A 14,053-nucleotide genomic window follows, 5' to 3' on the forward strand; every position below is an offset into this window, starting at 1 on the left:
CACAGGTATATAGAGGAGCGGGAATTAAACCCGCTTTAACTTATTCAACAGTTGCTGCAGATTATCATCCAGTGGTGCAGAAACCCGCATCACTTCATCGTTTTCAGGATGGATAAACATTAATTCTGCAGCGTGTAAAAACAATCTACTCAAGCCAAGCGAGCGCATACTGTCATCGAAAGCTTGCTCACTGTACTTATCATCACAGGCAATGGGATGCCCGGCATATTGACAATGCACGCGAATTTGATGAGTACGTCCCGTGACAGGACTCGCCTGCACCAATGTACAACCTTGATAACGCTGCACAATTTTAAAACGCGTTTCTGATGGTTTGCCTTCTACATTGACCCGCACAATGCGCTCACCGGATTTAAGTGTCAGCTTTAATAAAGGTTGTTTGACCACTTTATCCTGCGCCGACCACTCTCCCTTAACTAAAGCTAAGTAATCCTTCTGCATTTTTTTATAACGCAGTTGATCGTGCATATGTTTAAGCGCACTGCGTTTTTTAGCGACTAACAGTACGCCAGAGGTATCTTTATCAAGGCGATGAACCAACTCTAAAAACTTCTGTTGCGGACGTAAGGAGCGCAGCGCTTCAATCACACCATAATCAACACCACTGCCGCCATGAACCGCAATACCCGCAGGTTTATTGAGCACAATAAGATGATTATCTTCATGCAAAATACGATCTTCGAGTTGCGACACTTTGCTCAAGTTAGCCGAAGGCGCAGTCCGATTATCAGACTCAGCCATTCTCACGGGTGGTACACGTACCACATCACCAATTTGTAATTTATATTCTGGCTTAATGCGCTTCTTATTCACCCGTACTTCGCCCTTACGGACGATACGATAAATCATGCTCTTAGGTACACCTTTGAGCGCTGTGATTAAAAAATTATCAATTCGTTGGTCGAGGTGGTCTTCGTCAATGGTGATCAACTGCACCTGTTGCTGTGGAGATTCTGTATTCATGATGTGCCATCTGCTTATAACGGCGGCCATTGTACAACAACTCACAAGAATTGTGCCTTTCCATTGCTGAATTTTTTGATTATTGCTATATTTCACCAGCGATTAGGGATAAGCCGTGAATAAAGTGTTCACAAACTCCCTGTCCCAAGTGAAAAGTTTTATAGATCAAAAAAGATTTTCTTGATAGCAAATCATTGATTTGCAAATCGTATACTGAGTAAAAATACCACAAATGCGTTTTTTACGATTAAATCGAGAATCTCACCTTACTTTATCAAGGTTTATCTAAAGCTTTTCTCACCGATTTCGAAATATATTTTAACTTGTCGTCAGACAAACCGATTCGACTTGGGCATTACCGGAACGAAATTAAAGAATTTATGGGGTTGGTTGATGTTTTACAACGAATTCCTTGTTTTTGTAATCATTAAAAAATAAGCCATAAATAGGATGCGACACGCAGCGACTGCGTCTAACAGTAATGCGCACCTTGCCTAGCTCACCAGCCGTGAGGCTTTGTTCACCACAGCTAGGCCCGTAATGCAACGAAACGCGATTGTTTGATGACCTCCATTTAAAGAAGAATGACGTCATCATGAAACGTATGTTAATCAATGCAACTCAATCAGAAGAGTTGCGTGTTGCCCTCGTTGACGGGCAACAACTGTACGACCTCGATATTGAAAGTCCTGGTCATGAGCAAAAAAAATCAAATATTTACAAGGGTAAGATCACCCGCGTAGAGCCCTCTTTAGAAGCCGCTTTCGTAGACTATGGTGCTGATCGCCACGGCTTTTTACCATTAAAAGAAATTGCCAGAGAATATTTCCCTAAAGGTTATTCATTCCAAGGTCGCCCAAACATCAAAGAAGTCGTCAGTGAAGGACAAGAAGTTATTGTTCAAATTGACAAAGAAGAACGTGGCAACAAAGGCGCGGCGTTGACCACCTTTATTAGCCTTGCTGGTTCTTACTTAGTGTTAATGCCAAACAACCCACGTGCAGGCGGTATTTCTCGCCGTATCGAAGGGGATGAGCGCACTGAATTAAAAGAAGCTATGGCCGATTTAGAAGTCCCTGCTGGTATGGGCCTTATCGTCCGTACCGCTGGTGTGGGTAAAGAGTCGACAGAGCTGAAGTGGGACTTAAAAGTTCTGCAACACCACTGGGCGGCGATCACTGAAGCGGCGCAAACCAAAGGCGCACCTTTCCTCATTCACCAAGAAAGCAACGTGATTGTTCGCGCCATTCGTGACTATTTACGCCGTGATGTCGGGGAAATTTTAATCGACCATCCACGTATTTTCGAAGAAGCCAAACAGCATATCGCACTTGTGCGCCCTGATTTTGTTGAACGTGTAAAACTCTACGAAGCTGAAGTACCGTTATTCACTCACTTCCAAATCGAGTCGCAAATCGAATCGGCGTTCCAACGTGAAGTGCGTCTGCCATCGGGTGGCTCAATCGTCATTGACCCAACTGAAGCCTTAACCTCTATCGATATCAACTCTGCCCGTGCCACCAAGGGCGGCGATATTGAAGAAACCGCATTAAATACCAACCTTGAAGCCGCCGATGAAATTGCCCGTCAATTACGTCTACGTGACTTAGGTGGCTTAGTGGTTATTGACTTTATTGATATGACGCCAGTGCGCCATCAACGTGAAGTCGAAAACCGCCTACGTGATGCCGTACACCATGACCGCGCTCGCGTTCAATTAGGTCGTATTTCTCGTTTCGGCTTGATGGAAATGTCACGCCAGCGTCTGCGTCCGTCATTAGAAGAATCCGCTGCACATATCTGCCCTCGCTGTCATGGCCAAGGCACTATCCGCAGTACTGAATCTTTAGCGTTGTCGATTCTGCGTTTGATGGAAGAAGAAGCCATCAAAGAAAATACCTCACAAATCGAAGCCATTGTGCCTGTCGATGTGGCTGCATTCCTGCTTAACGAGAAACGTAAAGCGATTCGTATCACCGAACAACGCCATGACGTGGAAGTCTATGTGATCCCAGATCCGCATATGATGACCCCAGATTATCGCGTGATCCGTCACCGCACCGACGATGAAATCGACGAATCCAGCTACAAGCGAATTGAACAGCCTGAAGCAAAATTGTACGAGCCACGTAAACTGGAACGTACTGCGGCGCCAGCTCCAGCCCTAAAAGGCTTTGCTGCTCCACAAAAAGTGGAACAAGACACTGCACCAGTTGCCAAAGTTGAAACCGCACAGCCGGGTTTCTTCAGTAAACTCTTCAGTGCAATTGGTGCTTTCTTTAGCTCAAGTGATAACGCAGTCGCAGAAAAGAGCACCGAGACTAAGAAGCAAGACAGTCAAGCCACGAATGCCAACCGTCGCAATCGTCGTAACGACACTCGCCGTACTCGCAATCCACAAGATACTGAAAAAGCGAAAGAAGGTACTCGCGAGCCACGTACTCGTAATGCCAAAAAAGTCGCCGATGCACCACAAGCTCAAGAGCGCCCAATCCGTGAAAAGGATGAAAGTGCGAAACGTGCTAAGCCTGAGCCTAAACCCCGCAATCAAGCAGTTAAAGAAGTGATTGCGGATGTTCAAGACGAAGCACCAAAGCAAGAGGTCGTCCGTGAACGTCGTCAGCGCCGTAATATGCGCCGTAAAGTTCGTATCGACAACACCACAGATGTTGTAGAAACGTCAATTCAGGAAGAAGCGATTTTAGCTGAGTTGGTTGCAATCAATGCGGATGTCACGGTAGAAGTTCAACCAGAAGTGAAAGCGCCGCGCCGCCGCCAGCCACGTAAAGAGGTTACGGTTGCGAATGAGGTCGGCGACACCACAGTATCAGAAGCTGCTGATGTCGTAGAAACTAAGCCAGCCGATGCTATTGTTGATATGCCTGTTGTTGAAAGCCAAGCAGACACTCAAGTGGATGCTAAGTTAGACACTCAACCAGCGGCCATTGATGAAGATAACGCCGAAGCAAATGTTGATGCAGATGACAAAGCCAAACGTGAATCCCGTGATGGACAACGTCGTAGCCGCCGTAGTCCTCGCCATCTGCGAGCTGCTGGCCAACGCCGTCGCCGCGATGAAGATGAACAAGGCACAACGGCTCCTGCGCAGTTCATTCCTAATGATGCGTTAGGCGAAGATCAAGACTATCCAGCACCAACTGCAGTTGTTGAAACGGCTAACTTAACAGAGCAAACCGTGGCTGAAACGGTTGCAGTTGAAGTTGAAGTGAAGAGTACAGCAACGCAGCCAGCGCCGATTGTGCACACTGCTGATGTGATTTCCTCAACTGAAGCCGCAGTCTCTCAAAGCATAGCGACTGAAAGCACGGTATCAGATACCACAGTAACTGAATCCTCCGCGGAAATTAAGTCTGATGCTGTTGTCGCTGAAGTCACATCTAAACCTGTAGTTAACGATAAGGCCGCTGAAACGGTTAAAGCATCTGATGCCGAGCCACAATCAGCAACAGAACCAGCAGTGCAAGCCACAGAGGCTATGCAAATAGTGACTGATATAACTCCTGAAGCAAAAGCCGAAGAAGTGACACCAGTGACAGAAAAGACTGAGCCGAAAGAAGCGGTAAAATCAGTCGCATCAGCACCGATGGCGAAACCTGCAGCGTTTGTTAAACCTCAGGCAAAACCTGTAATGGCGCAAGCTGCTACGGCTCAACCAACGGAAGTTGTCGTCAGCAAACCGAAAGCGTCTAGCCGTTTTGGTGCTATGGTGTCATCTGAAATGACTAAACCAACGGTAGAAGTCAGAGCGCAGGTTGAAGTGCCTAAAGGCCGTGAGTATGAAAATACCGCCACCGCTGAAGCCACTGAACCTAAGCTGAAACACAGCAATAGTGCTGAATCGGATATGGCTCGTCCATAGGACCCTTCCACAATCTAAAAAGCCATGCATCTGCATGGCTTTTTATTTTCAGCTAATTAAGGCATATTTCAAGTTTAGCTCAATCAGTTTATTTGATAGTATGCGCGGCTTATTTTGTCTACACACCAGTAACAGAGGTTTCATGTTCGATCTCTTCCGCCACAAAACATCTAGCTACAAAGCCGATATACTCTCAGGGCTAACCGTCGCACTCGCACTGATCCCTGAGGCCGTTGCCTTTGCTTTTGTTGCCAATGTCGAACCTATGGTGGGCCTCTATGCGGCTTTTATTATGGGATTGGTCACCGCACTGATTGGTGGTCGACCTGGGATGATTTCTGGTGCAACAGGAGCGATGGCCGTGGTCATGGTGTCCTTAGTGGTTGAACATGGCGTGCAATACTTATTTGCGGCTGTCGTGCTGGCAGGATTAATCCAAATCAGCGCTGGCATCTTTAAACTGGGGAAATTTATTCGCATCGTACCCTATCCGGTGATGATAGGTTTTGTAAACGGCCTCGCCATTGTGATTTTTTTGGCACAACTTGGCCAGTTTAAAGTAAAAGACACTGCTGGAAACTTAGTCTGGTTACCACCAGAGCCGTTGTTGCTGATGTTTGCTCTCGTAGCATTAACCATGGCAATTATTTATTTCTTGCCTAAGCTGACCACTGCAATACCGTCCTCGTTGGTCGCAATTCTTAGCGTCACGGCTATTGTCGTCAGCTTTGATCTTGATACTCGTAACGTATTGGATTTTCTCAAGACTATGAGTGGTGACGAGAATGCGACAATTGCAGGCTCACTCCCAAGCTTTGCAATCCCACAGGTACCTTTTAACCTTGAGACGCTCTATATCATTCTGCCCTATTCCTTTATTTTAGCCGCAGTCGGATTAATCGAATCCCTGTTAACCTTGACGGTTATCGATGAGATGACCCATACCCGAGGACGCAGCAATAAAGAATGTATTGGCCAAGGTGTAGGTAACATCACCAGTGGCTTTTTTGGGGCTATGGGTGGTTGTGCCATGATCGGTCAATCGATGATTAATATTAATTCTGGTGGCCGCGGCAGGTTATCAGGGATTACCGCGGCCATTGGCCTACTGGCATTTATTCTCTTTGGTGCAGCCTTTATCGAAATTATTCCGTTAGCAGCCCTCGTTGGGGTGATGTTTATCGTTGTACTCGGCACATTCGAATGGGCAAGTTTTAAGTTTATGGGCAAAGTGCCCAAACATGATGCCTTTGTGATCGTTCTTGTAACCACAGTAACTGTGTTTACTGATCTCGCCTTTGCTGTATTTGTGGGAGTGGTGGTATCCGCGCTGGTATTTGCTTGGCAGCATGCGAAACACATTAGCGTCAAAGTGACTCAAAACTCTCAAGGCTGGAAAGTCTATGAGCTTAATGGACCACTGTTTTTTGGTTCTGTCGCGAGTTTCCTCGAGTTATTTGATGCTTCACAGGATCCACAGGATGTCGTAATCGATTTTAAGTTTTCTCGCGTAGCCGATCACTCCGCCTTAGAAGCGATTGATACGCTTGCAGAGCGTTATGTGTCCATAGGCAAAAGACTACACTTGGTGCATTTAAGTGCTGATTGTAAAGCCTTACTTCATAAGGCAGGTGATCTTGTTGAAGTGAATCTGTTGGATGACCCACATTATAAAGTCGCGGATGATAAACTCGACTCCTAATGAAGTCACTATCCATCCTTAAGCAACGGTCCACGGCACTGCAATATGGCTGTGGGCTGACAGTTATCGCCCTGAATGTTCGCGTACGTAAATAGTCAGTTTTCAAGCCAAGCTTATGTATTTATTAATATCGTTAACAGCGAAATAAACAAAATTCACGGGAAAAATGATAACAGCTAACAGCAGATTAATCTGAACGAGGTCTTAAAAATGAGAGAAATGATAGAAATGAGAGATGTAAGTATTAAGATAAAACAGCACAAATAAAAAGAGCTATGGTAAAAACCACAGCTCTTAAATCCATCGCTATTAGCGCCTAGGCTAACAGCACTGAAAATTAACCGATTACGGTTACGTTTTCAGCTTGAGGACCTTTTTGACCTTGGGTCACAGTGAAAGACACTTTTTGACCTTCATCAAGAGTTTTGAAACCGTCAGAGTTGATTGCACGGAAGTGAACGAATACGTCTGGACCAGATTCTTGCTCGATGAAACCAAAACCTTTGTCAGAGTTGAACCACTTAACTACACCAGTTACTTGAGACATGATATAAATCCTGTAAATAAAAAATTAAAGCCTTAACGGCGGTGGAGCTGGAAAATGCCGGTATTACTTATGTTTACAGGACGAACGGGTCGTATTGAACACATAAATATAAGCCCAACCTTCAAGCTAGTAAAACTATAAACCATTCTAAAGATAAGTCAACATACTGCGACACTTTGAAAAATTTATTTAAACAAAGCCTTTTAAGGTTTTGCTACCGGCTCGCAGAACAATATGTTCTTACGGCTTAAGCGTTGACAGTAAAGCATTTTAAATAATTTATTTCAATAGGTTAAAATCAGCCCCTAGACTGAAATGCGATGTACTTCAATCTGGAAATCTAACTCACAGCTTAATCCGCGCTGAGAAAATGCTTGTTTCTGCTCTGCGGTAAACTTCCACGCATAGGGAGTCATTTCGAGAAAATTGCCGATATCTTTACTGTCATTAAGATCGAGTTGCGCGCTAAGCCGCTCTTGATGTAGGCATTCAAATCCATCAACTCTGGCCTCAGACTCAGGATGCAATCTTGGCTGGTCATAAATCTGTTGTTTTAGCGCAAAATGATGCAAAGGCCCTGGCGATACCGTGATAAGAATGCCGCTAGGTGCCATGATCCGCTGAAGTTCTTCTACTTTTGATGGTGCATAAATTCGAATCGCTAAATCAATGCTATTAGATGGGATCGGCATTTCATAGGCACTCGCTACACAAAAGCTTAAGTTAGGATAGCGCTTGGCTGCATATTTTATTGCCGACTTAGAGATATCAACGCCCTGTAAATAACAAAAATGATGAGCAACAAGGGCATTATATAAACGATGACTGTAGTAACCCTCACCACAACCTATATCAAGGATCTGCTGTGCACTACTGGCATATTGGAGTGCCAGTTGATTAACTCTATCACTTAAGATTTGATAATAACCCGCATTTAAGAACTCCCGACGAGCAAACATCATTTGCTGATTATCACCCGGATCTTTCGAGTTTTTTTTCTGAACGGGAAGCAAATTGACATAACCTTCTTTCGCCATGTCAAACTTGTGTGCCTGCGGGCATCCCCAAGTTCGTTGTGTTAGGGTGAGGGGTAACGCGCACAAAGGACATATATATTGCATTGATTAACTCTATTTAAAATGGGGGATGTCAAGCTTATATCTCATCTTCCATTAATCGCTCGACCATTTGCAGTAATTCAGGAGAAGCGAGTAGCTCAAAACACTCAAGTTTCCTTAAGGCTTTGTCGATATTCTGACTATCATTTGCGGCGCGACTAAAGCTCGGGCGCTCAAACATGTGGGTATAAGTTCGAAAAAGCCATTGGCGCTTCTGTTGTAGTAATGGATCTAATCGTACGGCCTCTTCAGCTAAGCCAGTATGGTATTGACCGAGTTCACCCCGTAAAAATGCTTGTAACTCCAATCTTATCTGCTCAATTTCGGTGAGGTAAACCGCAAGGGATTCCGATGTCGCACCGTAATCGTACTCCCTAGCAAGAATAGCCTTAGCCATCATCAGTACTCTCGGCTCATGTAAGCCTCTTACGTCGGATTCAAGTGTTACAAACTCGAACTTTGATGCCGATTGCAAAGAGAATGTTACACTTTCTCTCACATCAACTTTAATTAAAATTCCTGCCCGAAGCTCTTGGGCAACAAATTTAGGGGCAGTCCCCATTCGATGATAAAGCCGTACGCCTTGACCCAAGCACCTTGATACAGGAGCACTTAGCCCTGCGTCTGCAACTGAAGTTGTGTTTAGTGTTAGCCCTAAAATCGGTTGAAGGCGCACTGCAATCTGTGGTGGAGTTTGTGAAACGACAATCAGCTCAAGTAGGGGAGCTCCCATCGTTTCAAGCACAATAAAATCACTCATGTTGCTTGGTAACGTTATGATCAATGACGACGTCTGTGCGACATCGAGTATCATAGGTTCATTGAGATATTGATGATGCATAAGACTGATCCCCTGTTCAATGGGAATTGTAACTGCCAATCGTGGTAAAGATCACCTGTTAAGCGCTTCTCTTTTCAATATAATTTATCCATCAAGGTTTTTGCTGATCAATATTGGGGTGAGTTTAACGGCTAAGATGCTATCATTCGACAAAACCGTCATTTGATTGAAATTATGTATACAGCATCTCAGCCAAGTATTTTTTGGCACGACTATGAAACATTCGGTGCCAACCCAGCCCAAGATAGACCCGCCCAATTTGCCGGGGTCCGTACCGATTTAGATCTTAACATTATCGGTGAGCCAGAGACTTTTTACTGCAAACAATCAACGGATTACCTGCCCTCACCCGAAGCGATTTTAATTACAGGGATCACGCCACAACTAGCCAATTTAAAAGGTTTACCTGAAACCGAATTTATGGGTCGCATCCATACTCTCTTTAGCCAAGCCAATACCTGTGTCGCAGGCTATAACTCGTTACGATTTGATGATGAAGTCACCCGTTATGGTTTTTACCGTAACTTTATCGATCCCTATGCCCGCGAATGGCAAAATGGCAATACGCGCTGGGATATCATTGATTTAGTTAGGGCTTGTTATGCCTTTAGACCAGATGGGATCCATTGGCCATTAAAAGAAGACGGTTCACCCAGCTTTAAGCTGGAACATCTGACCCAAGCTAATGGTTTAAGCCATGAAAAAGCGCACGATGCCATGTCAGATGTTTACGCCACCATCGCAATGGCAAAACTGATAAAAGAAAAGCAACCTAAGTTATATCAGTACTATTTTGAATTGCGCCGTAAACAAGCCGTCAGCGCGCAAATTGACGTATTAAATATGCTACCGCTTGCCCATGTCAGTTCGAAGATAAGTGCAATGCACGGTTGTACAACCCTTATCGCCCCCGTTGCACACCACCCAAGTAACAAAAATGCCATTATTTGCGTGAATTTAGCGATGGATTTAAGCCCACTGTTTGAGCTGGATGTCGAGCAGATAAAAACGCGCATGTACACGCCCAGAGCGGAGCTTGCCGGGGATGAGTTACCCATCCCAGTTAAACAGGTGCATCTTAACAAATGCCCTTTTATTACTTCGGCCAAAATTTTAGATGATGTGCAGGCAGAAAGACTCAACATTGATAAAGCCTTTGCCAGAGAACAATACAAACGCTTAAAGTCTCACCCGGAATTACGGGAGAAGCTGGCGCAACTGTTTGAGCATGATGGCGAAGTAACCACCACGGATCCTGACTTAATGTTGTATTCGGGTGGATTTTTCAGCCCTGCCGATAAAGCCAAGATGGAGATCATTCGCCATACCTTACCTCAAAATTTAGCCGCACTTGATTTGCAATTTGATGATGGACGCATCCCAGAAATGCTATTCCGTTATCGGGCGCGCAATTATCCCGAATTACTTGATGATCAAGAGTCCCATCGCTGGCGCACCTTCTGTCAGCAGCGTTTGGCCGATCAGGATTATCTGCTCAAAACTTGAAAATTTGTTGCAAGATACCGAAGGCGATGAGCATAAACAAAAACTACTCGCCGCCCTGTGCCACTATTTGCGTGGATTGTAGACCACAAAATAGCCCATGTTTTTTGTTGATTTAGCGTCTATGATTGATAACTTCTTTCAGATGTTAACTAACAGGCGCTTAATTGAACCATAAACGCGAACTAACTCGCATTTATACTGTAACAAAATTACTAGAATGTTCTTCCATGAACTTAACAAACAAGGAGTCGGGAAATGCAAGATAGATTTATCCGAAGCATAACCCAGCTGCCAACCCCATTGGCTGACGCATTAATTCCCTTATTACATCAAGGTTTTGCGGGACATATCGATGCACAGCAACTGGCAGAGTTAGTCAAAAGCAGCAATATGACCGAATCAGAGGTGTTACTGGCTTTGTTACCTATTGCCGCCGCCTTGGCCAAACCACCGATTAGTGAGTTTTATGTTGGTGCAATTGCCAAAGGAAAAAGTGGCGACATTTATATGGGTGCCAACTTAGAACTGCCTGGCGAAGCCCTCTTCCACTCAGTACACGCTGAGCAAAGCGCTATTAGTCACGCGTGGCTTAGCGGCGAAAGCCAGATTGTGGATATGATAGTGAACGCCAGTCCCTGCGGTCATTGCCGTCAGTTTATGAATGAATTAGTCGAAGGCGGCCAAATCAAGATCCATTTGCCATCACAGGATAGCCATTTACTATCCTATTATCTGCCCTATGCGTTTGGACCAAAAGACTTAAATGTTCAGTCACCGCTATTAGTCAAGCAGGAAACTGAATTTGCACTCGATAGCAGTGATCCTATGGTAATTGAAGCCTTAGATCATGCGGGCTTAAGCTATGCACCTTATACCCAAAGCTATGCGGCGGTTGTATTAGAAACCGCGGATGGCGCAACCTACTGTGGTCGCTACGCTGAAAACGCCGCGTTTAACCCATCGATGCTCCCAATGCAAATGGCGCTATCGAATCTGACTCGGCATAATCGTGATTTTGGTGAGATCCGCCGCGCGGTATTGGTGGAATCCTCCCAAGGTAAAATCAGCTTAGTGGGCGCAGCGATGGATGCATTGCATGCTGTTGCCGCGATAGAACTCGAACATATTGTGGTTGATCCTATCTAGCCAGTTAACGCGGCGCTTCTGTTTTTATACTTCGGTATTGACTTAAGTTGCGCCGCGATGCTTTGGCCTATTTTAGCTACTGGGGCGTTTTGACATAAAAACGACTTTGCGCTCAGCCATTTTAAGATAACATGCGCTTCGCTGCTCCTCTGTCATGTTTCGCCACGCCAAAATCTCCTCAAGATGCCTAAAACACCCCATGCAGATATCCTGCTGATCGAGACAGCAATTTCGTACACAGGGCTGATAAATACTGTTATTCTGACCAGACCGCATATTCATTGCCCGCAGGCTCGATAAAATGGAAACGTCGACCACCTGGGAAGCTAAAAATCTCAGTGCTAATGGCGCCGCCAGCCGCGATCACGGCGGCTAAAGTTTCTTCCAAGGTCTTACTGTATAGCACAATCAGGGGACAGCCCTTTTCTAGGGTAAAACAAACCTCAGCTTGATAAAAACCGCCCGTCATTCCCGCATCGATAAAGCAACTGTACTGTGGGCCATAATCCTCAAAATGCCAACCAAATACGGTATTGAAAAACGCTTTAGAACAATCAATATCAGATGTTGGAATCTCTAAATAATTGATAGTGTGATGACGATTCATAATCTTCCCTGCCCAATGAATAACTTAATCAATAAAAAAGGGAGCCATTGCTCCCTTCGCGATAGTGGCTAATCTCAGATTAGCCCTGTACTAAGGCGGCGACAAGTCCGATGGCACCACCAAACACACCGCCCCACACCACGAGCCAACCTAAATGCGTTTGGATCATCTCCTGAACTATCTGCTTAACCATTTGCGGGGTTAATTCATTTAAGCGTTGCTCAACGATATTAGCAATCTTCTGTTGTAAATCGGCCATCACATTTGGCTGTTCAAGCTCTTGCTTCAATAGGCCGCGGAATTGTTCACTCTCGGCCATATCGACCAATGAAGCTTTCATCTTCTCAATAAAGGGTTCTTTTAGCGGCATTAGCGCCTCAGTCCCCCCAAACATGGCTAACATGCCACCAAATGAAGATTGTGCCACAGTATTGACTAAGGCATCGAAAGACGGTGCTAAGTCTACTTTCTCAATCACAGGCGCCAAATCGATTTGGCTTATACCTTCTTTTTCAGACAAAAAACGATCAATGTTTTCAGCGGTAAAAAACTGTTTCATCATCAGATGAGCAATGCCGAGTTTAAATTCTTCAAACCGCGAAGGCACCACACCAGAACCATACAAACCAGGGACTTTTTCAAACAACATATACACCGCAAGCCAGTTGGTTATCGCACCAGATAATGCAAACAACCCAACATTAAATAGAATGGGTAAGCTCAGTACGTATCCCAAGATCACACAAATGGCTGCCAACACATTGGTCACTAAACTCTTATTCAATCGTTAATCCCCCCTATTACGCAATTTCATCGATTGCAAATGGCGCTAGTTTAGCAAGCGAAGGGGAGTAAGGTCTAATGCTGTAAAACAATACTAACACCACCAATCAGCCGCAAAACAGAGCGCAAACTCAGCAAATACTCAGCGGAGCAGCAGAAGCACAACATCAAGACAAACTCGATAAACAGATTTTTGTTATTTCATTAATTAACATTAACTTAGTTTAATGATTTACAGCAGAAATAATGTCACATTTCTGGATCTGCTTAGGAATTATTGAAAAGCATCGTCTACACTCAAAATACTAATAGCCTCGCCACAAGGCTCAATAACATAAAGGACGCGCTTATGGACTCTGCATTTAATACCGCTGGTGCCTTAGGCTGGCATGAACTCACAACCCACAACACTGAAGAGGCCATGCGCTTTTATGGTGAAGTATTTGGCTGGCAATTTAGAACGGTCAAGATGCCCCATGGTCAGTACCACTTGATTGAAAACCAAGGTGTAGGTATCGGCGGTATCACTGATAATCAGCTCCCGACGCTACCTTCGCACTGGACAGGTTATGTCACGGTCGCCGATGTCGACTTGGTCGCGATTAACGCTAAAAAACTTGGTGGCGATATTCTGTTTGGTCCAGAAGATATTCCGAAAGTGGGTCGCTTTTGTTGGATAAAAGATCCACAAGGCGCCGTCATCGCCGCGATAAGTTATCTCACCACTTAAACTAAGCTATTCGTATTAAAAAGCTTAGTGGTCATAAAATGCCCACTGGAGACACAACATGTTACCCTCGTAAAGCAGGGGTTATGAGTTAACATACATTCTGACTCACATTGGTTGCTATACGGTAACACTCAGATTTAATTGACAAAACACTAAAAAAATCATGCAGAGATAAGCATTATTCGCTAGAATAACCACATTTATTGATA

At 44.7% G+C, this 14,053-nt stretch carries 11 protein-coding genes and 1 pseudogene; 5 read left to right on the forward strand and 7 right to left on the reverse strand.

The window, feature by feature from the left end:
- Positions 1 to 24 precede the first annotated feature (24 nt).
- On the reverse strand, positions 25 to 984 hold the full coding sequence (gene rluC, locus SHEWPOL2_RS06765; RefSeq protein ID WP_037427257.1) for a 23S rRNA pseudouridine(955/2504/2580) synthase RluC: 960 nt from the start codon (positions 982 to 984) through the stop codon (positions 25 to 27).
- A gap of 595 nt (positions 985 to 1,579) precedes the next feature.
- On the opposite strand from rluC, the gene rne reads away from it, so the two are divergent.
- The gene (gene rne, locus SHEWPOL2_RS06770; protein WP_050991321.1) at positions 1,580 to 4,864 is read left to right on the forward strand and encodes a ribonuclease E; all 3,285 of its coding nucleotides are present in this window, start codon (positions 1,580 to 1,582) and stop codon (positions 4,862 to 4,864) included.
- 142 nt (positions 4,865 to 5,006) lie between these two features.
- Positions 5,007 to 6,566: a SulP family inorganic anion transporter gene (locus SHEWPOL2_RS06775; protein ID WP_037427309.1), complete on the forward strand. Its 1,560-nt coding sequence runs from the start codon at positions 5,007 to 5,009 to the stop codon at positions 6,564 to 6,566.
- Between the two features lie 337 nt (positions 6,567 to 6,903).
- Here SHEWPOL2_RS06775 and SHEWPOL2_RS06780 read toward each other — a convergent pair whose 3' ends face one another.
- The 3 genes from SHEWPOL2_RS06780 to SHEWPOL2_RS06790 form a co-directional block, all read right to left on the reverse strand.
- Entirely contained in the window at positions 6,904 to 7,113 is a 210-nt protein-coding gene (locus SHEWPOL2_RS06780) for a cold-shock protein (protein ID WP_011072720.1), read from the reverse strand.
- Positions 7,114 to 7,418: 305 nt separating this feature from the next.
- Positions 7,419 to 8,234, reverse strand: coding sequence for a 23S rRNA (guanine(745)-N(1))-methyltransferase (gene rlmA, locus SHEWPOL2_RS06785; protein WP_037427260.1), 816 nt, complete (start codon positions 8,232 to 8,234; stop codon positions 7,419 to 7,421).
- Between the two features lie 34 nt (positions 8,235 to 8,268).
- Positions 8,269 to 9,072: a hypothetical protein gene (locus SHEWPOL2_RS06790; RefSeq protein ID WP_037427311.1), complete on the reverse strand. Its 804-nt coding sequence runs from the start codon at positions 9,070 to 9,072 to the stop codon at positions 8,269 to 8,271.
- Positions 9,073 to 9,246: 174 nt separating this feature from the next.
- Between SHEWPOL2_RS06790 and sbcB the strand changes: the two are divergent.
- Together sbcB and cdd are read left to right on the forward strand one after the other, a co-directional pair.
- Positions 9,247 to 10,660, forward strand: a pseudogene (sbcB, locus tag SHEWPOL2_RS06795) (exodeoxyribonuclease I).
- A 173-nt stretch (positions 10,661 to 10,833) separates the two neighbouring features.
- A complete protein-coding gene (cdd, locus tag SHEWPOL2_RS06800; protein WP_037419666.1) occupies positions 10,834 to 11,724 on the forward strand; it encodes a cytidine deaminase in 891 nt (296 codons plus the stop codon).
- A 72-nt stretch (positions 11,725 to 11,796) separates the two neighbouring features.
- On the opposite strand, the gene SHEWPOL2_RS06805 is transcribed toward cdd, so the two are convergent.
- From SHEWPOL2_RS06805 to SHEWPOL2_RS06815, 3 genes are all read right to left on the reverse strand, one after another.
- Positions 11,797 to 12,006, reverse strand: coding sequence for a DUF1289 domain-containing protein (locus tag SHEWPOL2_RS06805; protein ID WP_037427261.1), 210 nt, complete (start codon positions 12,004 to 12,006; stop codon positions 11,797 to 11,799).
- Complete coding sequence (locus tag SHEWPOL2_RS06810; protein ID WP_037427263.1) at positions 11,981 to 12,331, reverse strand: VOC family protein; 351 nt, start codon at positions 12,329 to 12,331, stop codon at positions 11,981 to 11,983. Before SHEWPOL2_RS06810 ends, SHEWPOL2_RS06805 begins: the two co-directional genes overlap by 26 nt.
- Before the next feature lie 79 nt (positions 12,332 to 12,410).
- The gene (locus SHEWPOL2_RS06815) at positions 12,411 to 13,115 is read right to left on the reverse strand and encodes a hypothetical protein (RefSeq protein ID WP_037419658.1); all 705 of its coding nucleotides are present in this window, start codon (positions 13,113 to 13,115) and stop codon (positions 12,411 to 12,413) included.
- Between the two features lie 348 nt (positions 13,116 to 13,463).
- Between SHEWPOL2_RS06815 and SHEWPOL2_RS06820 the strand changes: the two genes are divergently transcribed.
- A complete protein-coding gene (locus SHEWPOL2_RS06820; protein WP_037419655.1) occupies positions 13,464 to 13,844 on the forward strand; it encodes a VOC family protein in 381 nt (126 codons plus the stop codon).
- Positions 13,845 to 14,053: the final 209 nt, after the last annotated feature.

Origin of the sequence: Shewanella sp. POL2 (genome assembly GCF_000282755.1) — a bacterium.
GTDB classification, from domain to species: Bacteria; Pseudomonadota; Gammaproteobacteria; order Enterobacterales; family Shewanellaceae; genus Shewanella; species Shewanella xiamenensis.

What these genes read in the sequence shown, in the direction of transcription:
- rluC (WP_037427257.1), bottom strand. Translation starts at nt 984, where the DNA reads ATGAATACAGAATCTCCACAGCAACAGGTGCAGTTGATCACCATTGAC.
- rne (WP_050991321.1), top strand. Translation starts at nt 1,580, where the DNA reads ATGAAACGTATGTTAATCAATGCAACTCAATCAGAAGAGTTGCGTGTT.
- SHEWPOL2_RS06775 (WP_037427309.1), top strand. Translation starts at nt 5,007, where the DNA reads ATGTTCGATCTCTTCCGCCACAAAACATCTAGCTACAAAGCCGATATA.
- SHEWPOL2_RS06780 (WP_011072720.1), bottom strand. Translation starts at nt 7,113, where the DNA reads ATGTCTCAAGTAACTGGTGTAGTTAAGTGGTTCAACTCTGACAAAGGT.
- rlmA (WP_037427260.1), bottom strand. Translation starts at nt 8,234, where the DNA reads ATGCAATATATATGTCCTTTGTGCGCGTTACCCCTCACCCTAACACAA.
- SHEWPOL2_RS06790 (WP_037427311.1), bottom strand. Translation starts at nt 9,072, where the DNA reads ATGCATCATCAATATCTCAATGAACCTATGATACTCGATGTCGCACAG.
- cdd (WP_037419666.1), top strand. Translation starts at nt 10,834, where the DNA reads ATGCAAGATAGATTTATCCGAAGCATAACCCAGCTGCCAACCCCATTG.
- SHEWPOL2_RS06805 (WP_037427261.1), bottom strand. Translation starts at nt 12,006, where the DNA reads ATGAATATGCGGTCTGGTCAGAATAACAGTATTTATCAGCCCTGTGTA.
- SHEWPOL2_RS06810 (WP_037427263.1), bottom strand. Translation starts at nt 12,331, where the DNA reads ATGAATCGTCATCACACTATCAATTATTTAGAGATTCCAACATCTGAT.
- SHEWPOL2_RS06820 (WP_037419655.1), top strand. Translation starts at nt 13,464, where the DNA reads ATGGACTCTGCATTTAATACCGCTGGTGCCTTAGGCTGGCATGAACTC.